Origin of the sequence: Serratia sp. BIGb0234, from assembly GCF_024809915.1 — a bacterium.
GTDB classification, from domain to species: Bacteria; Pseudomonadota; Gammaproteobacteria; order Enterobacterales; family Enterobacteriaceae; genus Serratia; species Serratia liquefaciens.
Genome location: NZ_JANUEI010000005.1, coordinates 348,834 through 372,395, shown reverse-complemented (window position 1 = coordinate 372,395; position 23,562 = coordinate 348,834). Strand labels below are relative to the sequence as shown.

The following is a 23,562-nucleotide window of genomic DNA, read 5'->3' as shown; positions in this document are numbered from 1 at the left end:
AACTGGAAATGGCAGAATGAAACATGGTTGAATCGGGAGCGGGAAACCCTGGCTGCTTGAATCAACTGAGGCGACAACTACCTTGACACGCACCGCTATCCTTACCCCGACTCATCCTGAATTCTGCTTTCTGTTTGCGGCTATTCGCCGTAACGCCCTGACGGCAACCCCGTGCATGCTGCGCACCGTGGCAGACTCCGAGCACAGTGCCCGCCGCCTGCTGGCACGTGACTACATTCTGGCGTTTGCCGGTCGCCTGCCCGTGCAGGAGGTGGCATGAATACGCTGGCCGCCCATTTCCACAGTGAAACCCATTACGCCATTCCGCATGCGGACTTCCTGCGTCTTCAGCACGCGCATGCTACCGGCGTGCTGTTCCTCGACATGCTGGACAGCCTCGACCTGAGTGGACAACGTCCCGACGGCTTCCAACAGGCTGCTTTCGCCTCGGTCATCGCCGTGTTGACCGACCAGCTCGGCCACGTCGTCAACACCTGTGAACCCCAACTTCTTGCCAGCATGGAGGCACCCGTCGCATGAGTACCCAATCCTGTTTACCGATTGAAGTCCGTACCGCCGTTTTCCGTCGCGCCGTGGCACAGGCCTATAGCGACACTTGTGCCTTTTACCGGGTGAGCCTCGGCTACACGCTGGACGAACTGCAGATGCTGATTGCCATGCGCCTTGAAGGGTACTTTGTGCAACAGCACGGCGCAGAAGCGGGCATGGACATGGCGTGCACGATGCTCAGCGATATGGTGCAGCCGGATATTCTGGTGGCACCGCCGCGCCTGACGGCACTGGGACAAAAGCTGATGGACGAGCTGTGTTGTGACCATCTGGCAACCGCCTGTCACACCACTGTGCATTAAGGGAGAGCAAAATGATGAATGCCCATTTCGTATCACAGACCGTACGCACCGCCACCGGCCACTGGCCGGTGATACTCCCGGCCCTCGGCATTGCCCTGCAACCGAACGGCAAGCCCCAGCCGTGCCCGGCCTGTGGCGGCAAAGACCGCTTTCGTTTTGATAACCAACAGGGGCGCGGAACCTGGTTCTGTAACCAGTGCGGCAGTGGCGATGGTCTGAATCTGGTTGAGAAAGCACTGGCTGTGACTGCCAAAGAGGCCGCTGTGAAGGTGGCTGGGGTATTGGGTGGGCAAATCGAACCCGTATGGCCGGAGCAGAACCTGCAACAGGAACAGCAGGACAAAGCGCAGGTGCGAAATAACGCAGCACAGCAGGCCAGACAACTGCTTGCCAGCGCCCGGCAACACGCGGGGAATGCCTACCTGACCGCCAAAGGCTGGCCGGACACCGATACCCTGACATTACAGGGGCCGTCATTGCGCGTGGGCGGTATCACTTACCAGCCCGGCGACCTGTTGTTACCCCTGACCGACAGCACAGGGGAGGTGGTCAACGTCCAGTTGATTAATGCCGCAGGCGTCAAACGCACTCTGGCCGGGGGGCAAACAAAACACGCCTGCCACTTCCTGCCGGGGCAGGATAATGCCGTTATCTGGCTGACCGAGGGCTATGCTACCGGCCTGACCGTGCATGAACTAACCGGGGAAAGTGTCTGTGTCGCGCTCAGCGCCAATATCCTGCCCGCGATGGCGCAGCAGTTGCGTGCTCACTATCCTGACGCGCTGTTGCTGCTGGCGGCGGATAATGACGAAAACGGCACCGGCCAGACCCGCGCTGCCGAGGCTGCCCAATTGAGCGGTGGCAAGCTTGCATTGCCCTCAGAAACCGGTGACTGGAACGACGTTTACCTGCAACAGGGCAAACTGGTCGCGCTCGCACAATTGACGGCTTTCAGCCAGCCCCAGCAGCCCAGCCCGTTCGATACACTCAGCGATGCCGACCTGAAAGCCCTGAGCGCCAGTGAAAAGGCCGAACTGCTGTCAGAACATTATGGCAACACCCTGGCGGTGCCGTTGGTCGGTGAGGAACTGTGCCGCTATACGCAGGGTGCCTGGCAGGTGTTGCCGCATCGGCAACTCAGCCGGGAGATTGCCGCGCTGTTTCAGAAGGTCCGTGCGCCGTTCTCGGCGGCGGGTATTAACAGCATTCTGGACACGCTCAAGCTGATGGTGCCGCAAATGGGCGAACCGGTGAGACGCCTGATAGGCTTTCGCAATGGGGTGTTTGATACCGCCAGCGGACAATTCAGCGCACACCGTAAAGAACATTGGCTGCGTACCGTCAACAGCGTGGACTACACCCCACCACGTGCCGGTGAAAACCTGGCCGACCATGCCCCGCATTTCTGGCAGTGGCTGACGCGGGCGGCAGGGAACAACCACGACAAGCAAGAACGCATTCTGGCGGCGCTATTTATGGTGCTGGCGAACCGTTACGACTGGCAACTGTTCCTGGAAGTGACCGGCCCCGGTGGCAGTGGTAAAAGCGTGATGGCCTCCATTGCCCGCTTGCTGGCAGGTGCGGACAACACCACCTCCGCCACCATCGACAACTTGGAATCGGCGCGGGAACGTGCCTCTGTGGTGGGGTACTCGCTGATTATTCTGCCCGACCAGGAGAAATGGAGCGGTGACGGTGCCGGTATTAAAGCCATCACCGGGGGCGATGCAGTGGCTATCGATCCAAAATACCGCGATGCCTATTCCACGCACATTCCGGCTGTGATTTTGGCCGTGAATAACAACCCGATGCGCTTCAGTGACCGCAGCGGCGGTGTCTCGCGTCGACGGGTGATTATCACGTTTCTCGAAGCGATACCGGCGAAGGAGCGTGACCCACAGCTGTTGGAGAAAATCAGCGGGGAGTTGGCGGTGATTGTCCGACATCTGATGCAGCACTTTGCCAACCCGAACGATGCCCGTGATTTGCTGCTGGCACAGCAGAGTTCAGAGGAAGCGTTAACCATTAAGCGGCAATCAGACCCGCTAATGGACTTCTGTGGCTACTTGACGACCCTGAGTACCCCGGCGGGCATGTTGATGGGGAACGGCAATATCAGACCGGCTAATCCACGGCGTTATCTCTATCACGCCTACCTGTCGTTTATGGAGGCGCGCGGGCATCAAAATACCATGAACCTGACCTCATTCGGGTTAGCCGTACCGCAAACGCTCAGGGAGCATGAGCTGACGTTGCTTAAACGCAGAACGAATCAGGGTATGCAGACCAACCTGACGTTGAGTGAGGAGTGTGAGGCGGATTGGTTGCCCAAGTGCGATAGCGCATGATGTGGCATTGACGATCGGTGTGGCCGATCAATCGGCGGTTATTGATCTGCCGAACCCATTGGACGTCCGTTGCTGAGGTCGCCTATAGTGGAAGTGGACAAGATACATACCGCAACACCAGGGCATTAGACAGGCCATACCGTGGCTGACATTATAAAAGCAGTCCCCCAAACCGGCCCAGGCCGGTTTTTTTGTCTTTTTAATTCACACACGGCAAACGACATGAACAGTAAAGCGAGTGAGGGGTATTTAATTTTTAATTAAGTTAATACTTAACCGTTTTTCAGAAAAAATGGCATGCCTGCTGAGGTACGATAACCACCAGGTTGATTGAATTGTTCTGAGTTGATTAGGCGTCAGCACGGGAGAAAAACAAGGGGCTGTAAACCCCTTATCGTTGAATCAGTGTGAGCGTGCATACCCAATACTGAATCTGGGTTAACTTGTACCAGCAGGTTTGGATGTCATTAATACCGAACCTTCGCGCTTCCCATGCCCTGGAATTTCAACTGCCCAAGGGTAAGTGATAGCGTGATCTTTTTCGTATTGGTACACAAGAGCTTGTGCCAGATTGCGATTGTCATAACGGCGGCCGAAATTAAGCGCTATGCTGCTGGGAGCGGCTAAGACGATATGAATGCGTTTTGCGCCTTTCGCGGTCAGTATTTTTGCGTATTCAGTGAATTGCAATGCGAGTCGGCTCTGTTTGGATAGTGACCAGTGGTTGCCAAACTTCATACAGTCCAGCGTCAGATGCGACATCGGATAATTGGGAAAGGTGCGACGGATGCCCGCAATATCGGCCAGGTAAGAAACTGACACGGCCAACACCACGTCCTCTGCTGGCGACGGGTGATCCTGAAGTTCTTCTGTGATCGTAAAGCTGGCATGGTCATCGTCGGCATTATTATCGATAAGGTGCCAATCTTCCTGAGCCCTGTCCCAATCAAATACGGATACCGGGCCATTGTCGTCGAGGATCGCCCCAATATAGAAAGTGAACGGTACGGGCAACAGGCCCCCGTACACCAGCGTCAGGTCCTGATGATCGATGCCGTCGATGCGGGTCGCAATATTACTGACAATGGTTTTGATATTATTGTTAAAGGTATCCAGCGGATAGATAACTTCACCGTCCCTAATCCGTTGAGTAATGTCGATATCCAGCCTATCTATTTTGCCGGTGAAGTGCTTCGCTGCCGTCTTATGCAAGGGGTTTGTTATTACCTTGCGCAGACCTCGCCCTTCGATCACCACTACCTTTTTGCGCACCGTGATTTTAGCTTCTTGGTAGGCGTCGATGATCAACCAGATAAATCCGCCCGAGATGATGAAGATAGCCGCGATATTGAAGAGGTAATCCGTGATGATGTTGCCTTCAGACAACGACAGGGCGAATTGGAGATCTCCTTTCTGAAGGGTTAAAGACTGCCCCAGATATTTGTTTGCACTCAGCATCCCCGCGCCAAGCAGCATAATAAGGTACTGGATCTTGCGTTGCCGTGTTTTCCAATTAACCAGCTTGATCAGAATGTATTTCAACGTTTCCATGTTAGCTTTCTCCTTGAGATTTCTCTCTGATTTTTATAAACATTTCTGCCTGATAAAGAGCATCATCCAGTGCGTTGTGGCTGCCGGGATTTTTTATGTTGAACCGGGTATCGATGCGGCTGGATTTGGTTTCTTGCCAATGACATCCGGTCACTCCCATGTACAGTGACTTGATATCGACGGCGGCAAAACCAAAAGGGTTGTGCCCGAGGTAAACATGAAAGTAATAATTAATAAACGACCAATCGAAAGCTGCATTGAAACCGACAAAAATCGGTTTTACCCGCACGTTGGTGACAGATGATACCCAATGGGAAAATTGCTCCATGGCTTCCTCGGGGGCAATACCGCGGATTATCTGGGTATGCAGATTAAAACCGGTGATGGCCAGAGCCTCGGGATCGCAGTGCAAGTTTAGCGGCTGCAATTCAATGTAAAAGCGCTCCGTCGGGTGCCCGATCACACAGGCGCCGATGGATAATAGGCTGCATACTCCAGGGATTGGCCCGGAAGTCTCAACGTCAACCGAAATGAAGCATTTGTGTTCAGTGTTCATTCTTAACCCCACTGGTCGCCGGATGTTTGCCGCCCCCTTCCCAGTGGCCGGTGTGTAGCCACTGCTCAAAATAAAACAGCCACAGAGAAGCCCAGGGAATGACGGTATCGCTGATTTTCAGTTGGCTGCGCCATTCACTGCGTTTGTCGTCGCTCTGTGAACTGGGTAGAAACAGGCACAGTTTGGCTCCGGGGATATGCTTATCTTGTCGGTAGAGGTGCGGGATGGTTTTAGCGCCGGCCAATGAATAGAGATCTGGTTCTGTCACTATGCAAATAGGCGCTGTGCCAAGGTTGTAACGCACCACGACTTTATAGCGGCGGCTGAACAATGAAGGTTGCAGCCAACCTTCCCAAAGAAGCGTACGATCTTTGTCGGTAATAAGAAGCCGTTCATGCGGGCCGCCGGTTTGTAGCGCCTGGTATTGTTGGGCTATGGTCAGGGTTTTCAGGTGATATTTGATAACCATTTTAGGCACCATAGAAGGTGTTTTTGGGGACGGGTTGGGGGGCTGGCCCCGTACCGTAGAAGGTGTTTTTAGGCATGGCTGCACTGGCTGTTGCCGTAGCGGCGATACCGGTTGCCAGCAATCCACCGGTTTTCTTGTCTACAAGCAGCGAACCCTGTTCTCTGGACTGTTGCATTTCGTTCAACAGGCGGCTCCGGACGGCCTCAACTGGCGTTTTACCGAAGTCTTTCTGCAGGTTTAAGAACAAGTTATCTTCGCCGATGCTCTCTGCCAGCGTGTTAAAGGTGCCTTCTGCAGCGGCGTGCCATTGTTGAAAGGCATCACTGCGTTTTTGGCCTTCGCCGCCGTCCTGCCGATTCCATTTCTCGGCAAAGTTCTCCTCTGGCATATGGGGGTTGCCGACAAGTACCTCGCCATTATTGACTTGAATGAAGTTGGGCATGAGCTCAAGCACATCAAGCAAAACGTCCAGATCGTTGTCGTAGGCACGCTTTTCGGCAATAATTTGGTTGTAGGCGTGGCAAGCCAACGTAGTGAGGATTACGGAAATCGGTTTGCAACGCTGAGTATCCTCGTCCAGCTCAAAAGCCCATTCATCACGATGACGTTTGAGTATCTGCACGATACGATTTAGCAGTTTTTTATCCGTTTGGTCGGGCAGAGGGAGCAAGGCTTCGTTACCGACTCGGCTGGCCGTGTCCGTGAGAAGGGTAATGCGAACCGGTTGTTGGCTGGCGCTCTCATCGAACCACTCGGCGTAGCCGAGGGGATTGGATTCTTTCCAGTCGGTTTTGTCATCAACAACCCACAGGGGCTGGCCCAGGCGCTCGTTATAGTGCTGATAATTCCGGCCGGGAGTGATGTCCAGATGATAATCGCCGGCGTAGTTGATACGGAATCCACGGGGTAAATCGCTTAACAGACCTTTGTAAGTATTATGCGATTCCAACCGCTGACGAATAGCAGTAATAACACCGGTATAATCCGTTTCGGTGGCATGAGGCAGATAACAGATCAGGTCAATGTCGTACTGTTCTTCGTTCTTGGGTTTAACGGTAGTATTAAGCCGCACACTGCCCTGCGGATAGATAACGGCCTCTTTCAACAACGGGTCATCCCCTGCGGAAAGATAATTACCCACGCCGTTGTAGGCGCTTTCAATATTGGCGTATTGGGTTTTGGTGAGGTCCAACGTTTCAATAATTTGCGACAGTAAGTCGGCAATACGTTGTTTTTTCTGTGTCGGCAAATTTCTTGCGACTGTGGTTGAAGTACTCATATCGCTTTCCTCGGTCAACGGCAGCAGCCACGCAATTAATGAATAGCGTGAAGCCAAAAATGGCAGGGCACAGTGTTTATCAGGGGTGAATAGCCGCTCTCACCCTGGTGGAATGGCGAGAGCGCAGGGGATTACGGGCACTCAGGCAGACTGAGCAAGTTATTTGGCGCTTCGCCATCATTCTGCGTTTTCAGGTATTTATTGCCCGCAGCGCTGGTTGACACGATGACCCATACGGATTTGCCATTAGCACTGACCCAAAATCGCCATTTCCCGGATTCAATCCCGGCAATGGCATCGGCCTCAGTTAAAGACCAGCGGGTGCCGTCGGCATTCACGCCGCCGATAGCCTGAATACGTTCATGGTCACTTTGACGGTTAGACTTTCGGATGCAGGTAACTTGATGATCTGACATAAAGACTCCTTTCATTGTGGAAGTAACTCCTTGTTGCTGCAGTTTTCGTAAACAACAAGATAGAGTGATTCAGGTCTATTTCCCTTGGGCGCCGTATATCGAAAAAGGTGTGATCGAGGATAACGAGCATTTCATAATGAAATACGACAATACCCGGAAAATAATGTAGCCGTTGTTTTTTATGGTAAGCACTTCCCTTTCATTAAATAACGGCTCAGCCTCCAAAGTCAACACTGGAATAGTGGTTTTTATTTATTTTTTTTGTTTTTAATTTTTAATTGTAATTACCGTTAGCGATGGTTAAATCTGTCTCTTATATAATAATTAATTATAATTTTTTGTTTAAATGGTTTAATAATTTTTTGTGTGGAGGTTATAATAATGAGCGCGTTGTAGCTGGTGATTTAGATTCTAAGAATCATCTCTGTGGTGATTCCTTTTCAATAAAATACGCAGATTTCTATTTGACTTAATTTCCAAATTTGTCTATTGATTTATTTCTTCTGCCTGTTATTGAAAATTCAGTGATGCCAATGGTTTTAATAAAGGGGCGCTGTGTTTAATAACTTATAATTTTTATGTAAACATAGAGCCCCATTAAGCTCCTCACTTCAAAATATTGCGGCTATCACTATGAACTTTCGTTTTTATTAGCCTGAGCTTCCGGGTACATCTCTGCAATGCGCAATGTGTAGATCATGGTGGCGTTCGGCGGCACCTTCGGCGGGTAACCTTTCTCGCCATAAGCCAATTCTGGCGGCACTACCAGGATCATCGATCCGTGGTTTTTTAACAGCGAGATGGATTCTTTAAATAACGGAGGGAAATCCGCCACCGGCTGCGACAACGTTGCGCCATTGGTTTCCATATCTTGGATCACCGTGCCGTCGGTCAGCGTTTCCTTGACTACCACATCGACGGAGGCCGTGTTGGGGATCTCTAGGTCGCCCGCATAGTCGATACGGTACCAAAACCCAGAGGGAGACTGACGAACGCGTTTATCTTTCTTGAATTCGTTAACATAGGTGGTCCCTTTTTGCCGTTGGGCTACGCTGATTTTTTCTCTTGCGCCAACCACCTTTTTTTCGGCAGCAGCCAGCACTTTATTGAGTTCATCATCGGCCAACATCCGCTTGCCTGCGAACGTATCCACAATACCGGCGAGTATCATTTGCTTATCCGAAGTCACCCCCCATCGGCGCCGCTCTTCCTGTATTTGCAGGATTTCTTCGCCCAAAGAGACGCCTGCGGCATAATCTTCTCGCGGCTGAGTGGCTTTTAGCGCGTCACCGGTGATCTGCCGTGGGCTTCTGGCTTGCAGGGACGCAGAGTCGGCCCGCGCGCTGGTCAGCTCTTTTATTGTATTGTCCAACTCGGCTTGTATCAGCTGGCGCTGAGTGCTCATTTCTTCCTGCTTTTCCCGCAGTACCACCGCCTGGCTTTTCGCCTCCATCAGCAGATTCTTTTGGCTGTTGGTCGCGGCAGACAAGGCTTGGTTATCCGCTTTTGCCCTGGACAACTGTTGCTGCAATGCTGCCCTGTCCCTGTCCCACAGCTGTTGTATCTGTGCAATGCTGGCTTTTGCCTGGCGTTCCGTTGGGGTAATCGCCAGCGCCTGGCGCAACCCCTGGGCTAATTTGCCCAGCGTGGCAAAATCCAGTGTCGGTGCCGTTGTCGCGGGGCGCTGTTGCAAATGGGTGACTTGCGCTTTCAACTGAGTGATTTCAGTATTTTGGCGTTGGATCTCCTTATCTTTGATCTGCCAGTATTCGCTTCGTGGCCCTGTTGGCTTATCAGGGCTGTTTTTTGCGCCACTGCTTGCAGCTTGGCCGCCAGAGTGCGTGCGACGGGGAGGAGAAGAGGGCTGTTCAGGTTTATTGGTCTGTTCGTGATATTGCTCGGCAAACTGTAATAAAGCTGGGATGTCGGCTTTATTATTCTGCGAGGCTGCTGATAAAGTCGTAGACAGCAGCAGGCTGCCCAGCAAGGCGGCCAGGGCTCTGCAGACCAGTCTTCCTGAGATCATTTCGCCGCTCCGCCCCGTTTTGCCAGCTCGGCAAGCAGCGCCTGATTGATCTCGGCGCATTGATAGCTCACCTGGTAACGATAGAGCGCATCGACGGTATTTTGGGTGTGTTCATTAACCTGCGCGCGAATGCCGGCATATTGAGAGGCTCCGGACATCAGGTCGTCGAACACTTTCTTTTTAGCGAGGTAGTTATCCGTTTTTAACGTGCCGAGTGCGCTTAAATTCTGTTGGCATTGTTTTAAATCCTGGGTTTCACGTTCCACTTTTTCATCTTGCAGCGCTACCGCTGAGGTCGGTTTGCTCAGAGGTTTTTTGACCGACTGGCAGCCATTCAGTAACAGCATGCTTATTAACGCGGCGGTGACGGCGAGGGGCTTATGACTCATGTTTAATGTCCTTTTATTGGCTGGTGGCGGGTTAAACCACCTTGCAGCATCCAATGGAAAAGTTCGTTAGTGCGTCTGAAATTTAATTTTTTCATTGCTGCGCGTTTGTGAGAGCTGATGGTCTTCACTTTGATGCCCAGGCAATTTGCTGCGCTGGCATGCGTTTTACCCTGCTTGAGGTGACACAACACTTCATGTTCACGCAGGGTGAGTGGTTCACGGAGAAAAACCTGTTCTTCGGCAAGGTGGTTCCCGGTAAACGGTTGCGATAGGACAAGTTTTTTTTCAATCAGCTGTAATAAAGTCGTCACAGACTGGTGCCGATAAAAGACATTGTTTTTTTCCACATGACGATAGAGGTGTTGCAGGTGGGAATCTCTATTATCTACGATAGCAAAACAATGCGACCTGCCGCTTGTTGCATGATGTTGGCTACGCGGGTCAATGAAAGTGCCACAGCGTATGGCCTGAAAGATAATATCTGCAGGCCCTGTAATAGAATGCCCATGGATAAAACTAACATTCCTGTTTTTATTTTTAAAGTAGGTGGACAATGCCATAATCAATCCTGCTTTGTAAAAAGCATCATCGTCTATGATGGCGATGGTAAATGTTTTATTTATGATTGAATGTACGGTGGTATTCATGTGCCTTGTGCTCTGCTTTTAATCTCTGATTTGCCGTTTTAATGAATTTTGAGGAAGTTACTATTCGACGACACTCTCCTCATGCCTCATGCCTCATGCCTCATGCCTCATGCCTCATGCCTCATGCCTCATGCCTCATGCCTCATGCCTCATGCCTCATGCCTCATGCCTCATGGCCTTAATAAGGGAGACTGCTTTGGCGCTGTTACATGATTGATTATTAGTTTTGTGGCCACGTTAAGGCCGGTTAATCAGCGACGCTATTAGGCTACCCAATTGCACTGTGGGTATTCAACATAATGAATTTTATTGGAGTATTGTGGGTTTAAATTCTTAGTTTTCTTGTGTTGTTAGTTTTTTATCTGGATTTTGTTCATATTTTCAGGTTGAATTAGATGACTTAACTGTAGTGGTTTTATAGGGTTATGGCTTACATGCTCTCAGGGTTAATTCTCTATAACTGCGCAGACAAAAAAGGGATTGGTTAGCCCTTTAACAAGAAACAGATTTTTACTCAACCGCTTTGTTTCCATATAGAACGCGACGCCGGGTGCCTCCGGCAGGACGTACTGCTGCCAAATATCGTCTGGAATGTTATCGATGGGCTGGCGTTCTTCTCGTGTAATCATGGCTTTAGTAAAGCCTCTAAAGTCAGAATCCTTGATGGAAACGAACATCCTCCTGGAAATGGCATAATTGTTATTAAGCCCTTTGAGGGAACCCACCGTGAGCAATTCACTCCTGCCTTCTTGTGCAGTGATAATGCTGATATCCAGGTTGAGCTCAAGTTTCCTGCCATCCAGGGAAACCAAGTGCGAGCTCACGTGAGTGTGACAGCGAAAAGGCTTCCAGCTCGAGTGGTTGAGGTAAAGAGCAACCCCGCTCAGGATGACGACGAAGAAAACGGTAAACCCGATAATAATTCTATTCATTTCAGCTTACTCGACCGATTTGTAGTTGTTGCAGTTTTTGTAATTCATATTGTCATTTTTGGTACAGGCTGCCATAAAATGAACCTTGAGCAGTTCGTTGGCGGGGCGGGCTTCCATATAGAAGATGTCACGATTTGCCTGTGTGCAATCTATCTTTTCGCTGACGAGCATCTTTCGAGCCTTATCGGATAGTTCAGTACTTTGTTTATTATCATCTAGGGTATAAATATTACATTTATCCTGAACGTCGACTAATGTTGGTTCGTCATCTCTGGTCAGGACAACGAATGCTGTTGCTGTTGCAATAGATACCAGTGCAAGGGTGAGAAAAAGTACCGATTTTTTCATCCGGTACGGTGTTTTCTCTGATTTAGCGTCTATTAAAGGAGGAGCGGTATTTCCTTCTGACACCAGCTCGAGAGAAGGAGGGATCATTTCGATCTTTTCAGTCGCGGCGAGTTCTTTTTCTTTCAGTGCCTTTGTCTCGGGGTGGATTTCCGCTTCCATTTTGAAGCCTATTCGCGGCACTGTGATCAGAATGTTTTTGCTCACCCCAAGTACTTCAAAGGCTTTTCTCAATTCGCTTATATGATTGCTCAGCGTCGCGCTGGAAGGAGAAAATCCATAGTCCTCCCAGACGTGCTTGATTAGCGTTTCGCGCGTTAATTCGACTTTATTATTTTTTATCAATTCGTTTAACAAGCGTGTTGCCGGGTTAGATAACCCTACTGTTAGTTGGTTATTATTCCTCAGCATGAGTATTCGACCTTCTGGGTCGAATACGATAGTAAGATTTATTATATATTTCATGATGATACCTGTTTATCCCTAGTGTATAAGCAACAAATCAATCAATGATAAGAATAGTCTTATTTTGCGATTGATAGAATCTATGGGAGTTTCGCACTGCCAGTCAACCCCTTTTAGGGGAATTGTTTACCCATGTGGATGTCTTTGAAATTAAAAGAGTATTAGGTTTTAATTAACGTCGTCGATTTGGTGTTTAATTCTAATAATCATCAATAATTTATTTAATTTTGGTTTTTTTGTCTAATTATTTGTCATTAAATAGATTATTTATCTTTTTTATTTTTTTGAAGTTATCATTTTTCTCAGTCGCCGGTAGCCATAACGCAACGGAGTGACGGGGTAAGAAACTACTCTGTCACGCGTTGACGGTGTGGCGCTGAAATAATAGCGACCACTATGAGAAATGGAATAAAACTTTATTAAGGATAAAGTAAAAATGACTTTGAACAAAATCATGCTGGCAGCCGTAATGACTCTGGGTACTATCTCTATGGCTAACGCCGCTAACCAGGGTTCCGGTACCGTGACCTTTAAAGGTTCTATCATTGATGCACCTTGCTCTATCGACCCGGGCACGCTGGATCAGACCGTGAAGCTGGGCGATATCGCTTCTGCCCAACTGAAAAACGGTGGCAAGTCTACGCCGCAGGACATCCTGATCAAGCTGGTAGGTTGTGATGTAGAAACGGCTAAAGACGTGACCACCACCTTCAGCGGTACTGAGTCTGAAGCAGCGCCTGGCCTGTTGGCAATGAAAGGTACTGCACGTGGCGCCAGCATCGCCATCAACGACCTTGACGGTAAACTGCTGCCGTTGACCAAAGCCAGCAAGGCGCAAAAAATTGAAGACGGCCAGGCTACCCTGCGCTTCAGCGCGCACCTGCAGGGCGACGGCGCTTCTGCTGCCATCACCCCGGGCGAATTCAACTCTGTTGCTGACTTTACCCTGGCGTATCAATAAGCCCACGGCGATTAATTCGCACAGTTAATTGCATGCGGGGCAACCCGCATGCTGCTTATTAACTTGCTATGTGGGGAGAGAGTATGCATTCACAGCGTGGAAAAAGGATATTACGGCGCGCGGTGTTAGTTAATCTGTTGCTGTGTTCCTCTTTGGCGCACGCCGCCAACCAAGGGCGTGGTGAGGTTACCCTGAACGGCAGAATTATCGCCTCCGCCTGCGCCATTGATACCGATAGCCTTGACCAAACCATTACCATGGCGACATTACCCGTCAGCCAGATTATTCGTGATGGCCAGGGTGAGTTGCATGAATTTAATATTAAACTGGTGAACTGCACGTTGGAGAAATTCAACCCTGCATTGGATGACTGGCGATATTTTGCCGTGACCTTTGATGGCAGAGAAGATGCCGGGTTATTTGGTATTGACGGAAACGCCAAGGGCATTGCCCTGCAAATATCCGATAAGCGGGGGAATGTCGCCGCACCGGGTATGCCTATGGAAAAAAATGAATTACAACCCGGTACCATGGAATTTAATTATGGCCTGCGGTTGATGGGCAATAATCAGGTAATGAAGGCCGGGAGTTATTACTCCACCGTGCGCTTTAAAATGGATTACTACTAAACCTGTCTGAACGTTGTCACTGCGAATTAAATAATTATTGATAAGGGTCTGCGGATGTCAACTACTCCGTCATATGGCTGTATAGGGAAAATACGACCGCGAATTCTGGGGCTGTTGATCGCCTTTATTCTGGCGGGGAATGCTGCCTGCGCCGCAGCTGCTGATATTGAATTCAATACCGACGTACTGGATGTGACGGATCGCGCTAATATTGACCTGGAGCAGTTTTCTCGCGGCAACTTTATTATGCCCGGCGATTATCTGTTTGCCGTGCACATTAATAAACAGACATTAACCGATCAGCCGGTGGCGTTTTACCCGCCGGATGACGATGCCAAAGGCAGTGAAGCCTGTATTACGCCGCAGTTGGTTGAACAACTGGGGTTAAAAGAATCTGCATTACTGAAATTGACCTGGTGGCACCAAAACCAGTGTCTGGATCCCCATAGCCTGGAGGGGATGGAAGTACGCGGCGATTTAGGCGCGGCGGCGCTGTACCTGAATATTCCGCAGGCGTACCTGGAATATACCGCAGAAAACTGGGACCCGCCTTCGCGCTGGGACGAAGGTATTCCCGGTCTGCTGTTTGATTACAACCTGAATGCACAAAGCCAGCGTCAGCAAAAGCAGGGCACGCAGAGTTATAACCTCAGCGGCAACGGCACGGTGGGCGGCAATCTGGGGGCCTGGCGACTGCGGGCTGACTGGCAATCGCGGCTGGATCGCCAGGGCGGTTCCGGTGAGCCGACCCGCACCAGCTGGGACTGGAGCCGTTACTACGCCTACCGCGCACTGCCGAAGCTGGGTGCCAGGCTGACGATGGGTGAGGACTATTTAAATTCCGACATCTTCGACAGTTTCCGCTTCGCCGGTGCCAGCCTGGTGACCGACGACAACATGTTGCCGCCCAACCTGCGCGGCTATGCGCCGGAGGTGACGGGGATAGCACGCAGCAATGCGAAAGTCATAATCCGCCAGCAAGGGCGCGTGCTGTATGAAACCCAGGTGGCGGCGGGGCCGTTCCGCATTCAGGACATCAACGACGCGGTCAGCGGCCAGCTGGACGTGCGGGTGGAAGAGCAGGACGGCAGCGTGCAGGAGTTCAAGATGGACACCGCCAGCATCCCGTACCTGACCCGGCCCGGTTCGGTACGTTACAAGGTGGCGGCCGGTCGGCCGGCGGACTGGGAGCACCACAGCGACGGGCCGATGTTCGGCACCGGCGAGTTTTCCTGGGGCGTGAGCAACGGCTGGTCGCTGTACGGCGGCGGCGTGGCGGGCGGCGATTACAACGCGCTGGCGCTGGGGGTAGGGCGTGACCTGATGATGTTCGGCGCGCTGTCTTTTGACGCCACCCAGTCGCGCGCCAACCTGCCGCAACAGGGCACGCTGAGCGGCGGTTCATACCGCCTGAGCTATTCCAAGCGCTTTGACGACTACGACAGCCAGGTGACCTTTGCCGGCTACCGCTTCTCGGAGCGCAACTATATGTCGATGGGCGAATACCTGGATGCCCGCCGCGACGGCACGCGCACCAACAGCAGCAAGGAGATGTACACCATCACCTTTAACCAGCAGTTCCGTGACCTGGGGTTGAGTGCCTATCTCAACTACAACCACCAGACCTACTGGGACCGGCCGGCGAACGACCGTTACAACCTGACGCTGTCGCGCTATTTCGACCTGGGGCGTTTCCGGAATATCAGCCTGTCGCTGACCGGCTATCGCAATAAATATAACGGCACCAACGACGACGGCATGTACCTGTCGCTGTCGCTGCCGTGGGGCAGTAATGGCTCGCTGAGCTACAGCGGCAGCTACAACCGCAACGATAACACCCATCAGGTGGGGTATTACGACCGGCTCAATGAGCGCGATACCTATCAGGTGAGCGCCGGTACTGCGCGCAGCGGCGCGACAGCCAGCGGCTACTACAGCCACAGCGGCGATCTCAGCCAGGTGAACGCCAGCGCCAGCTACCAGGCCGGGCAGTACAGCTCGCTGGGGCTGTCGATGCAGGGCGGCGCGACCGCCACCCTGAAAGGGGCGGCCTTGCACCGCAGCAGCATAAGCGGTGGCACCCGCATGTTGCTGGATACCGACGGCGTACCGGGGATCCCGATCCGCGGTTACAGCTCGCCGACCCTGAGCAACGCCTTCGGCAAAGCGGTGGTGGTGGACGTCGGCAGTTACTACCGCAACCAGTTCAGTATCGATCTGAACGCGCTGCCGGAAAACGCCGAAGTCAGCCAGAGCGTGGCGCAAGCCACCCTGACCGAAGGTGCCATCGGCTACCGACGTTTTGAGGTGATCGCCGGCGAGAAGGCGATGGCGGTAGTGCGGCTGGCGGACGGCTCTGCCCCGCCGTTTGGCGCCACGGTGCGCAACGGCAAGCGGCAGGAGGTGGGCATTATCAATGACAACGGCGAAGTGTACCTGAGCGGCATCAACGCCGGGGAAGCGATGAGCGTGAGCTGGGGCGGCGCGGAGCAGTGCGGCTTTACCCTGCCGCAGACTCTGTCGCCGAGCGAATTAACCAATCTGTTACTTCCTTGCGGCCTGGTGGCCAACGGCAAGGCGTTAAAAACTATTGAAGAGTAGAGAGCAATGAAAACCAACCATGTAGTGACATTAATTGCCGGCGGCCTGGCGGGCCTGCTGTGCGCCCAACAGGCGACGGCCGCCATCGCGCTGGACCGCACCCGGGTGATTTTCAGCGGCGGCGACAAGTCGGTGAGCATGAGCATCAGCAACGAGAACAAGCAGCTGCCTTACCTGGCGCAGGGCTGGATCGAAGACGCCAACGGCAAAAAGATCACCAGTCCGTTGACGGTATTACCGCCGGTACAGCGTCTGGAACCGGGTGCCAAGAGCCAGGTGAAGGTGCAGGGGCTGCCGGCTGCCAATACGCTGCCGCAGGACCGCGAAACGCTGTTCTACTTCAACCTGCGCGAGATCCCGCCGAAGAGCGACAAGCCGAATACGCTGCAACTGGCGCTGCAAACCCGTATCAAGCTGTTCTACCGGCCAAAGGCGATTGCGATAGCCAACCCGGAAGCCAGCGCGCCGTGGCAGGAAAAACTGACCCTGACCAAACAGGGCGACAGCTACCAGGTGAATAACCCGACGCCGTATTACGTGACGCTGGTGGATGCCAGCAGCAAAAAGAATGGTGCCAGCGCGCCGGGCTTCGAACCGCTGATGGTGGCACCCAAGGGCAGTGCGCCGCTGAAGGTTGCTGCGTCTGCACTGGGCAACGCACCGGTGCTGACCTACGTCAACGACTACGGCGGCCGCCCACAGCTGAGTTTTAACTGTAACGGCGCGAGCTGCCAGGCGGTGGCGGGCAGCAAATAAGGCTCACTGAGACAACAGGTAGATAAGCGATGCGAACAACATCCCGGCGATGGAACGGCGGCGGTTACCACCGCCATGAATGGTTGTATGCCCTGGTGATTACTGCTGCGGCGTTGATGGTGCCATTGTGCGTCTGCGTGATGTTATGGCTGATGCCGCCTGCGATGGCGGCGGATAACTGGCAGGTGGAAGGCGCCCATGGCGTGCTGCATGTGCGCGGTGAACTGACCGAAAGCGCCTGCCGGCTGGAGATGGCGAGCGCGTATCAGGCGGTGTGGCTGGGCAGTACCGCGACGGCACAGTTGGCGAAGGCGGGGGATCGTGGCGTGCCGGTAAATGTGCAGTTGCACCTGCGCGACTGCCTGCGCGGCCCGTCCGCCAACCGGGACGAACGCAGTGGCAACCTGTTGTGGAGCGCCCAGCAGCCGGCGGTATCGGTCAGTTTTAACGCCCCGGCGGACGCCGATAACCCGGAGCTGGTCAAAGTGCATGGTGCTTCCGGGCTGGCATTGCGCATTAATGATGAGCGCGGCGGGGATATCCGCCTCGGCAGCCGGGGTGCGCCGTTGGCCCTGGCCGTGGGACAGAACGCGCTGAACTACCGTATTACGCCGGAACGCACCCGTGCGCCGTTGCTGCCCGGTGCTTATGCGGCGGTGGTGGATTTCCAGCTCAGCTATGACTAAGGGAATGGGCATGAAGGCAAAGTTACAACGGTATTTGCCCGGCTGTGGGCTGGCGGCGTTGGTGTTGTTGTACGGCCCGGAGGTGCAGGCGGTCACTACGATCAAAGTGACAGTGACCATCGTCGCGCCCCCGCCGTGTGTGATTAACAACAATAACCTGATTGAAGTGAATTTCGGTAACGACGTCATGACCACCCGCATCGACGGCAGCTACAAGAAACAGCCGGTGGTGTACTCGGTGGAGTGCAAAAATGCGCCGAACAATGCAATGAAAATGCAAATTCAGGGTACCGGCGCCGGTTTTGACAGCGATGTACTGCAAACCAACAAGGATGATTTGGGGGTGGCGCTGTTGCGCAACGGTAATCGGCAGCCGATCAACACCTGGGTGAATTTTACCTATCCTAATATGCCGACGTTTGAGGTGGTGCCGGTCAAGCAGGCCGGGGCGACGCTGAGCGGTGGGGCGTTTTCTGCCGGGGCGACGATGAAGGTGGAATACCAGTGAAAGGGGCTGAGGCAATGGCGCGATACGGCAGCATTTTTCTGTTAATGGCCCTCGGCGGCCCGGCTGTGGCGGCGGACAACATGCGTTTTTCCGGCACCCTGATCGAACCGCCGCCGTGCACCATCAACGACGGTGGCGAGGTGGATGTCGATTTCGGCAACCGGGTCGGGGTCACTAAGGTGGATGGCGTTAACTACCTGCAACCGGTGAACTACCGGATCACCTGCGGCCCCGGTGCCGGGGCATGGAGCATGACGCTGGAAGTGGTCGGCACCCCGGCGGATTACGACGAGGCGGCGATCGAGAGCAATGTGGACGATCTGGCCGTTCGCCTGCTGCAAAACGGCAAGCGGTTTACGTTGAATCAACCGATCCCCATCAAGCTGAACGCGCCGCCCACACTGGAAGCAGTGCCGGTCAAACGGCCGGGCGCAGCGCTGAAGGAAGGCGCATTTGAGGCCACGGCCACCCTGCTGGCGGTGTACCAATGAGCCGGAGAAGAACCATGGTGAATAAAGCAGGTTGGTGCGCAACTGCGGCGCTGCTGCTGTGCAGCCCGTTGAGTCTGGCGGCGGACAATATGCGCCTGCATGGCGCGCTGGTGGCCGAACCTTGCGTGATCCCGCCGGGCGATGAAACGGTGGTGCTGGATTTTGACACGGTGATCGACAAGTACCTGTACCTGAACACCCGTACCCACGGCCAACCCTTCAAGCTGCATCTGGCGCAGTGCGATCTCAGCCTGGGCAAAACGGTCAGGGTGACCTTCAGCGGTAATGAAAGCACCGCGCTGCCGGGGTTGCTGGCGCTAAACGGTGCCAGCCAGGCCAGCGGCATCGCCATCGGTATGGAAACCCCGCAGGGTGATCCCTTGCCCATTAACCAGCAAGGCAAGGCACAGGCATTGGTGAGCGGGGCCAACACCCTGACGGCACAGGCTTATGTGCAGGGTGAACCGGACGCGTTGAAGCATAAAACCATTGAACGCGGGCCGTTCAGTGCGGTGGTGACCTTTAGCCTGGACTATGAATAACCGCGCGGCGGCATGGCAAGCCGCCTGGCGCTGGCTGTGCCAACGTCGCCGCCATGCGCCGCCCAATGCGGATATTTGGCATTTGCGCTTTCACTGGGCGCAGCGGAGTGAACGCCTCTATCAACAGTTGCAAAACGGGGATTACCGGCTGGCACCGATGCAGGTATTGCGGCGTGGTAGCCGCAGTTGGGTGCAGTGGTGTGCACAGGATGCGCTGATATTGAAGTGGGCTGCGCTGCTGGCGGAGCCGCTGCTGCCAAAACCTGCCCGTTGCATGCACTTGCGAGGGCATGGCGGTAGCGTGGTTTCGGTAGCGGAAGTACGGGCTGCCCTGGCCGGCGGAGAATATGCCTTTGTCTACCGAACGGACATTCGCGGTTACTACCGGCATATCCGTAAGCATCAGGTGACCAATCAGCTGAAATGGCATGTGGCCGACCCGGTGTTGTTTGATGTGATTCAGCAATACGTGCATTACAGCGTAGAAGACGGCGGTGAGTTTTATACCCCACCCAGCGGCATCTGCCGGGGTTGTGCGCTGAGCCCGCTGATTGGCGGCAGCCTGTTGCATCATGTTGACAGTTTTTTTAACGCCCAGGAGGGCCTGTGGTATGCGCGATATATGGATGACTTTTTGCTGTTTACCCGCACCCGCTGGCAACTGCGGCGCAGCGTTAAGCGGCTGCATGAATTTTTTGACCTGGGCGGGTTTGAAACCCACCCGGACAAAACCCAACTGGGCAGGATTGCACAGGGTTTTGACTGGCTGGGGGTATGGTTTACCCCCACGGGGGCCACCATAGCGCCCAGAGCGCTGGAAAACCATCGTGCACGACGCGCGCGGCTTTACGAGCAGGCTCGCCGACAGGGGCTGTCATCGACAGAAACTGCGGAACGAGTGCGAACGTACGAGGCACGGTGGGCAATATGGGCAGAAGGAATACTGGGTCATTCATTGGATGATATTTAGCGGTATCTGCCGGATAGAGAAAATACAGAGACTTACTATGAAGAACCTACTTTTCCTTACCGTTCTATTTTTATCCTCAACAGTCCTGGAAGCAAAAATGACGGTGTCGGTCGTCGACGTGCCTGAGAACGTAAACGATTATTTCACCGCAACCGTGGTCGGGGGACCGGATTCGACTCAGCGCAACCCGTGTTGGCAACAGGGCATGTATTGCGAACTTTTGTTCTTTACGATCGATGAAAGTTGGCTGCCGGTTGGTGGAAAAGAGAGCTACGGTACATACGACAATGGGTTTTCATCACCCAGACCGCCAGAAAGCTATAAGACTCTTGGGGAATGGTGGGCTTCTGTGACAGACAAAAACCGTTTAGGGCGGGACTACCTTCCGCGTCTCGATGGGGACAACCCGTGTGTTGTGGTAGCAGCTGGCGACATGAAAGAAATGATACAGGGGACGATCATATCAAATTGCGCAAAAGGGATCGTTCAGGCTAAGACTTGTGAACTAAAACCAAAAAACATCAACGTGGATCTGCATGTCGCACTCGGGGGTGGCGCGCCTACCGTGAATGTTAACGATGTCACCCTGACCTGTACCGGCGACGCGTCAGTGTTGATCGAGACGAATAGCGGTGAACGGATCCCTCTGGGCGGGTCCTCGTCCTCCTACGCGCTCCTCGACTGGGGCGCCGGGTTTGGGAAACCCAAAACCGTCAAGGCGCGCCGCGACGTCGCTGAGCAACTCCCGCTGCGTGTACAGGGGGTGGGACTCGATTTGCTTGGTGCCGGTCAATTTATGGGCAGCGCGATAGTCAACGTGTCGTACAACTAATCATTTAGTGACGGGTCCACCCCAATATTGTGCGGACATGGATGTCACCAACCCACCCGAGCCATGACACCCCGGCGGCGGCCGTCGGACACCGGTATACTGCCCGTCATGATGGGCACATACCGCCGATGCAGGGGGCTGGCTGAAATAGACACGGGGGAATCAAGCTCAAATCCGAATTACTCATGCTATGTTTTCGCCAATTTTTAATACGGTAGTGCCAATGAACTTCGATCGTGTTTTTTTCCTATTTGTCTTTTTACTTTTTATACCACTGGCGATCTATAACCCCAATCCCGGTGGCGCGGGGCTGGCACTGCCGTTTAATCTGCTGGTCTACGGCGGTGCGGCTCTATTAATGGGTGTTTGCTGGCGGGCAACACCGCTGTGCCGAATTGTGATAACGCCGACCTGTCGCGCCATATTTGTCGCATGTTCAGTGCTGGCGCTGCCGGTTATATTTACTCGGCCAGAATGGCAAAGCGCCGCCGTTTGGCGGCTGGTTGGCTTATTTTCCGGGGTGGCGTTCTATTTCACCTGGCTGCAGGTGCGCATGACCGCACGCCAGCGCCATGCGGTGTTGTATTTGATTTTATCGGCGGTGGTGGTTCAGGCATTAATTGTGCTGTTGCAGCTGTTTGCGCCAGCAATTGCACAATCCTGGATCCCATCCGGCAGCTCGCGCGCCTTTGGCATATTCCAGCAGCCAAACGTGCTGGCGAGTTTTATCGCCACCGGGTTGGCGCTGGCGTTGGCGGCGTATGTGCTGCCTGGCTTCCAGCGACTGGATCCGCGAGTAGAACGCTGGCGTCGCCGCGCCCTGGCCGTGGTGCTGGTGCTGCTGCCGATGGTGTTAGTGTGGGTGCAATCCCGCACCGGCTGGCTGGCGGGAGCCCTGGTGCTGGGGTTGTTTATCCTGTGTTTTTGCCGCCGTTATCCGCAGGCTGTCGCCATTGCCTCACTGCTGGTTGCCGGCGGCACCGTCGCGGCGGCGCTGGTGCTGTGGTGGGGGAGTGAGCTGGGCGGTGCGTTGCGCTACGCCAGCCATGCCGGTTCCAACCATGCGCGCTACACCATGCTGCGCGATACGCTGGCGATGATCGTCGAAAAGCCGCTGCTTGGCTGGGGTTACGGCGGTTTTGAGTACAGTTTTCAGCATTTTCGCATTAACCAAACCCCGCCCACGGCGGTGACCGAAATCGCCCGTCATCCGCATAACGAATTGCTGTTGTGGTGGGTGGAAGGGGGCGTCGTCGCGCTGCTGGGTATGCTGCTCTTGGTGCGGGCGGGCATCAAACTGCTGGCCCACGCCCACTGGCGTGACAAGAGGGCTTTTGCCTGCGGTAAATCATCGTCGGGTGAGGCATTGGCACTGTGTCTGGCGCTGTTGCCGATTGCGCTGCACAGCCAAACTGAATACCCGTTTTACCTGTCGGCACTGCACTGGCTGGTGTTCCTGTTGTTATTGGCAATGCTCGATCGGCTGGTCAGTCCGCGCCTTGGCACCGGCTGCGGGTTAAAACCTTGGCGACTGCCGATGCTGGCCCTGTCACTGGTGGCGCTGTTCGTGATGGTGACCGGATTTTACAGCGGGCGGGTATTGACCCAGGCGGAGCGCGGCGGGTTGCAGGATATGCGGCAGGTGGACGCCTTGCAGGACTGGGCCAGCTGGATGCATGACGATCGCCTGCAGTTTGATCGCCAGTTGGCAGGCTTGCTCGCCTTTAACCGAACGCGTGACGAGCAGCGGCTGGAAACCTATGCCCAATGGGCGCAGCGTTATCTGAATCACCGCATTGATAAAAACGTTTACGCCAACCTGTTGGTTATCTTGCGTCAACAGCAGCAGTGGGTGTTGGCAGAGCAGTACCGGCGTGACGCCGCGCGTTTATTTCCCTTGGATATCCGATTTATTGATGCAATGAATGGATATTCTTAGGGGCATGAAGGCACAACTTGATGTCGTTATCGTATTCATCGTTATGAGATGTTATGTACACTTTATTACTTGGAGAAAATTATTATGCTGAAACAACAAATGGATGTACATCAGGCGCGAGAGCTGGCACGAGATTACCTTGCGGCCATCGGCATGTCGGGTACCCCCGAAGAATACATTGCGCGCGTCAAAGCGCTGGAAAACCAATTCCTGGCCCTGCTAAAACAGGCGCATAAACACTGATTTACTCTGTCGTCAGAGAAAATAAAGCACAAACTATTTGTGCGGATAAATACCACAAAATGAGGTTATCAGTGGTGCGTACGTTGCGCGCCTGTTTACTTTTCCCCAC

General features: G+C 53.7%; 26 protein-coding genes. 16 read left to right on the top strand and 10 right to left on the bottom strand.

What is annotated here, in order from left to right:
* Positions 1 to 82 precede the first annotated feature (82 nt).
* The 4 genes from M2407_RS19725 to M2407_RS19710 are packed head-to-tail and all read left to right on the top strand — an operon-like array spanning position 83 to position 3,220.
* The gene (locus M2407_RS19725; RefSeq protein ID WP_259219002.1) at positions 83 to 280 is read left to right on the top strand and encodes a host cell division inhibitor Icd-like protein; all 198 of its coding nucleotides are present in this window, start codon (positions 83 to 85) and stop codon (positions 278 to 280) included.
* Entirely contained in the window at positions 277 to 540 is a 264-nt protein-coding gene (locus tag M2407_RS19720; RefSeq protein ID WP_259219001.1) for a hypothetical protein, read from the top strand. The genes M2407_RS19725 and M2407_RS19720 overlap by 4 nt, the downstream gene beginning before the upstream one ends.
* Positions 537 to 872, top strand: coding sequence for a DUF5375 domain-containing protein (locus M2407_RS19715; protein WP_259219000.1), 336 nt, complete (start codon positions 537 to 539; stop codon positions 870 to 872). The genes M2407_RS19720 and M2407_RS19715 overlap by 4 nt, the downstream gene beginning before the upstream one ends.
* A 14-nt stretch (positions 873 to 886) precedes the next feature.
* Entirely contained in the window at positions 887 to 3,220 is a 2,334-nt protein-coding gene (locus M2407_RS19710) for a primase-helicase zinc-binding domain-containing protein (RefSeq protein ID WP_259219007.1), read from the top strand.
* Between the two features lie 438 nt (positions 3,221 to 3,658).
* Here M2407_RS19710 and M2407_RS19705 read toward each other — a convergent pair whose 3' ends face one another.
* The 10 genes from M2407_RS19705 to M2407_RS19660 form a co-directional block, all read right to left on the bottom strand.
* Positions 3,659 to 4,771, bottom strand: a complete 1,113-nt coding sequence (locus M2407_RS19705) for an SAVED domain-containing protein (RefSeq protein ID WP_232043181.1) — start codon at positions 4,769 to 4,771, stop codon at positions 3,659 to 3,661.
* A gap of 1 nt (position 4,772) precedes the next feature.
* Positions 4,773 to 5,327: a 3'-5' exonuclease gene (locus tag M2407_RS19700; protein ID WP_232043182.1), complete on the bottom strand. Its 555-nt coding sequence runs from the start codon at positions 5,325 to 5,327 to the stop codon at positions 4,773 to 4,775.
* On the bottom strand, positions 5,317 to 5,796 hold the full coding sequence (locus M2407_RS19695) for a hypothetical protein (protein WP_232043183.1): 480 nt from the start codon (positions 5,794 to 5,796) through the stop codon (positions 5,317 to 5,319). Before M2407_RS19695 ends, M2407_RS19700 begins: the two co-directional genes overlap by 11 nt.
* Position 5,797: 1 nt before the next feature.
* Entirely contained in the window at positions 5,798 to 7,075 is a 1,278-nt protein-coding gene (locus tag M2407_RS19690; protein WP_232043184.1) for a nucleotidyltransferase, read from the bottom strand.
* 131 nt (positions 7,076 to 7,206) lie between these two features.
* Positions 7,207 to 7,506 (bottom strand): DUF3892 domain-containing protein, encoded by a 300-nt coding sequence (locus tag M2407_RS19685; RefSeq protein ID WP_259218999.1) that lies wholly within the window; start codon positions 7,504 to 7,506, stop codon positions 7,207 to 7,209.
* Between the two features lie 616 nt (positions 7,507 to 8,122).
* Complete coding sequence (locus tag M2407_RS19680) at positions 8,123 to 9,577, bottom strand: FKBP-type peptidyl-prolyl cis-trans isomerase N-terminal domain-containing protein (protein WP_259218998.1); 1,455 nt, start codon at positions 9,575 to 9,577, stop codon at positions 8,123 to 8,125.
* Positions 9,514 to 9,906: a hypothetical protein gene (locus tag M2407_RS19675; RefSeq protein WP_259218997.1), complete on the bottom strand. Its 393-nt coding sequence runs from the start codon at positions 9,904 to 9,906 to the stop codon at positions 9,514 to 9,516. Before M2407_RS19675 ends, M2407_RS19680 begins: the two co-directional genes overlap by 64 nt.
* A gap of 2 nt (positions 9,907 to 9,908) precedes the next feature.
* Positions 9,909 to 10,553 carry a response regulator transcription factor gene (locus tag M2407_RS19670; protein WP_259218996.1) on the bottom strand — a complete coding sequence of 215 codons (645 nt, stop codon included), beginning with the start codon at positions 10,551 to 10,553 and terminating at the stop codon, positions 9,909 to 9,911.
* A 446-nt stretch (positions 10,554 to 10,999) separates the two neighbouring features.
* Positions 11,000 to 11,485: a hypothetical protein gene (locus tag M2407_RS19665; RefSeq protein ID WP_232043200.1), complete on the bottom strand. Its 486-nt coding sequence runs from the start codon at positions 11,483 to 11,485 to the stop codon at positions 11,000 to 11,002.
* A 6-nt stretch (positions 11,486 to 11,491) separates the two neighbouring features.
* Entirely contained in the window at positions 11,492 to 12,295 is an 804-nt protein-coding gene (locus M2407_RS19660) for a transcriptional regulator (RefSeq protein ID WP_259218995.1), read from the bottom strand.
* Between the two features lie 436 nt (positions 12,296 to 12,731).
* Here M2407_RS19660 and M2407_RS19655 point away from each other — a divergent pair, with 436 nt between their 5' ends.
* The 12 genes from M2407_RS19655 (at position 12,732) to M2407_RS19600 (ending at position 23,453) form a co-directional block, all read left to right on the top strand.
* Positions 12,732 to 13,256 carry a fimbrial protein gene (locus tag M2407_RS19655; RefSeq protein WP_232043202.1) on the top strand — a complete coding sequence of 175 codons (525 nt, stop codon included), beginning with the start codon at positions 12,732 to 12,734 and terminating at the stop codon, positions 13,254 to 13,256.
* Between the two features lie 83 nt (positions 13,257 to 13,339).
* The gene (locus M2407_RS19650) at positions 13,340 to 13,885 is read left to right on the top strand and encodes a fimbrial protein (RefSeq protein ID WP_259218994.1); all 546 of its coding nucleotides are present in this window, start codon (positions 13,340 to 13,342) and stop codon (positions 13,883 to 13,885) included.
* Positions 13,886 to 13,939: 54 nt separating this feature from the next.
* Entirely contained in the window at positions 13,940 to 16,486 is a 2,547-nt protein-coding gene (locus M2407_RS19645) for an outer membrane usher protein (protein WP_259218993.1), read from the top strand.
* Between the two features lie 6 nt (positions 16,487 to 16,492).
* Positions 16,493 to 17,242, top strand: a complete 750-nt coding sequence (locus M2407_RS19640) for a fimbria/pilus periplasmic chaperone (RefSeq protein WP_232043205.1) — start codon at positions 16,493 to 16,495, stop codon at positions 17,240 to 17,242.
* A gap of 29 nt (positions 17,243 to 17,271) precedes the next feature.
* Positions 17,272 to 17,928 carry a fimbrial protein gene (locus tag M2407_RS19635; RefSeq protein ID WP_259218990.1) on the top strand — a complete coding sequence of 219 codons (657 nt, stop codon included), beginning with the start codon at positions 17,272 to 17,274 and terminating at the stop codon, positions 17,926 to 17,928.
* 4 nt (positions 17,929 to 17,932) lie between these two features.
* Positions 17,933 to 18,436, top strand: a complete 504-nt coding sequence (locus tag M2407_RS19630; RefSeq protein ID WP_405051068.1) for a fimbrial protein — start codon at positions 17,933 to 17,935, stop codon at positions 18,434 to 18,436.
* Positions 18,437 to 18,450: 14 nt separating this feature from the next.
* Entirely contained in the window at positions 18,451 to 18,927 is a 477-nt protein-coding gene (locus tag M2407_RS19625) for a fimbrial protein (protein WP_115183023.1), read from the top strand.
* Positions 18,928 to 18,941: 14 nt separating this feature from the next.
* Positions 18,942 to 19,469 (top strand): fimbrial protein, encoded by a 528-nt coding sequence (locus M2407_RS19620; protein ID WP_259218986.1) that lies wholly within the window; start codon positions 18,942 to 18,944, stop codon positions 19,467 to 19,469.
* The gene (locus M2407_RS19615; protein ID WP_232043209.1) at positions 19,462 to 20,439 is read left to right on the top strand and encodes a reverse transcriptase domain-containing protein; all 978 of its coding nucleotides are present in this window, start codon (positions 19,462 to 19,464) and stop codon (positions 20,437 to 20,439) included. Before M2407_RS19620 ends, M2407_RS19615 begins: the two co-directional genes overlap by 8 nt.
* A 37-nt stretch (positions 20,440 to 20,476) precedes the next feature.
* On the top strand, positions 20,477 to 21,271 hold the full coding sequence (locus M2407_RS19610; RefSeq protein WP_259218984.1) for an abortive infection protein: 795 nt from the start codon (positions 20,477 to 20,479) through the stop codon (positions 21,269 to 21,271).
* 223 nt (positions 21,272 to 21,494) lie between these two features.
* Entirely contained in the window at positions 21,495 to 23,210 is a 1,716-nt protein-coding gene (locus M2407_RS19605) for a PglL family O-oligosaccharyltransferase (RefSeq protein WP_259218983.1), read from the top strand.
* Between the two features lie 84 nt (positions 23,211 to 23,294).
* Entirely contained in the window at positions 23,295 to 23,453 is a 159-nt protein-coding gene (locus M2407_RS19600; protein WP_232043212.1) for a hypothetical protein, read from the top strand.
* The last annotated feature ends 109 nt before the right edge of the window (positions 23,454 to 23,562 follow it).

Coding starts and splice junctions, on each gene's coding strand:
- M2407_RS19600 (WP_232043212.1), top strand. CDS start 23,295: ATGCTGAAACAACAAATGGATGTACATCAGGCGCGAGAGCTGGCACGA.
- M2407_RS19645 (WP_259218993.1), top strand. CDS start 13,940: ATGTCAACTACTCCGTCATATGGCTGTATAGGGAAAATACGACCGCGA.
- M2407_RS19705 (WP_232043181.1), bottom strand. CDS start 4,771: ATGGAAACGTTGAAATACATTCTGATCAAGCTGGTTAATTGGAAAACA.
- M2407_RS19635 (WP_259218990.1), top strand. CDS start 17,272: ATGCGAACAACATCCCGGCGATGGAACGGCGGCGGTTACCACCGCCAT.
- M2407_RS19650 (WP_259218994.1), top strand. CDS start 13,340: ATGCATTCACAGCGTGGAAAAAGGATATTACGGCGCGCGGTGTTAGTT.
- M2407_RS19715 (WP_259219000.1), top strand. CDS start 537: ATGAGTACCCAATCCTGTTTACCGATTGAAGTCCGTACCGCCGTTTTC.
- M2407_RS19690 (WP_232043184.1), bottom strand. CDS start 7,075: ATGAGTACTTCAACCACAGTCGCAAGAAATTTGCCGACACAGAAAAAA.
- M2407_RS19660 (WP_259218995.1), bottom strand. CDS start 12,295: ATGAAATATATAATAAATCTTACTATCGTATTCGACCCAGAAGGTCGA.
- M2407_RS19610 (WP_259218984.1), top strand. CDS start 20,477: ATGAAGAACCTACTTTTCCTTACCGTTCTATTTTTATCCTCAACAGTC.
- M2407_RS19670 (WP_259218996.1), bottom strand. CDS start 10,553: ATGAATACCACCGTACATTCAATCATAAATAAAACATTTACCATCGCC.
- M2407_RS19665 (WP_232043200.1), bottom strand. CDS start 11,485: ATGAATAGAATTATTATCGGGTTTACCGTTTTCTTCGTCGTCATCCTG.
- M2407_RS19675 (WP_259218997.1), bottom strand. CDS start 9,906: ATGAGTCATAAGCCCCTCGCCGTCACCGCCGCGTTAATAAGCATGCTG.
- M2407_RS19630 (WP_405051068.1), top strand. CDS start 17,933: ATGGGCATGAAGGCAAAGTTACAACGGTATTTGCCCGGCTGTGGGCTG.
- M2407_RS19680 (WP_259218998.1), bottom strand. CDS start 9,577: ATGCGCCGAGATCAATCAGGCGCTGCTTGCCGAGCTGGCAAAACGGGG.
- M2407_RS19695 (WP_232043183.1), bottom strand. CDS start 5,796: ATGGTTATCAAATATCACCTGAAAACCCTGACCATAGCCCAACAATAC.
- M2407_RS19620 (WP_259218986.1), top strand. CDS start 18,942: ATGGTGAATAAAGCAGGTTGGTGCGCAACTGCGGCGCTGCTGCTGTGC.
- M2407_RS19720 (WP_259219001.1), top strand. CDS start 277: ATGAATACGCTGGCCGCCCATTTCCACAGTGAAACCCATTACGCCATT.
- M2407_RS19605 (WP_259218983.1), top strand. CDS start 21,495: ATGAACTTCGATCGTGTTTTTTTCCTATTTGTCTTTTTACTTTTTATA.
- M2407_RS19615 (WP_232043209.1), top strand. CDS start 19,462: ATGAATAACCGCGCGGCGGCATGGCAAGCCGCCTGGCGCTGGCTGTGC.
- M2407_RS19710 (WP_259219007.1), top strand. CDS start 887: ATGAATGCCCATTTCGTATCACAGACCGTACGCACCGCCACCGGCCAC.
- M2407_RS19700 (WP_232043182.1), bottom strand. CDS start 5,327: ATGAACACTGAACACAAATGCTTCATTTCGGTTGACGTTGAGACTTCC.
- M2407_RS19685 (WP_259218999.1), bottom strand. CDS start 7,506: ATGAAAGGAGTCTTTATGTCAGATCATCAAGTTACCTGCATCCGAAAG.
- M2407_RS19640 (WP_232043205.1), top strand. CDS start 16,493: ATGAAAACCAACCATGTAGTGACATTAATTGCCGGCGGCCTGGCGGGC.
- M2407_RS19655 (WP_232043202.1), top strand. CDS start 12,732: ATGACTTTGAACAAAATCATGCTGGCAGCCGTAATGACTCTGGGTACT.
- M2407_RS19625 (WP_115183023.1), top strand. CDS start 18,451: ATGGCGCGATACGGCAGCATTTTTCTGTTAATGGCCCTCGGCGGCCCG.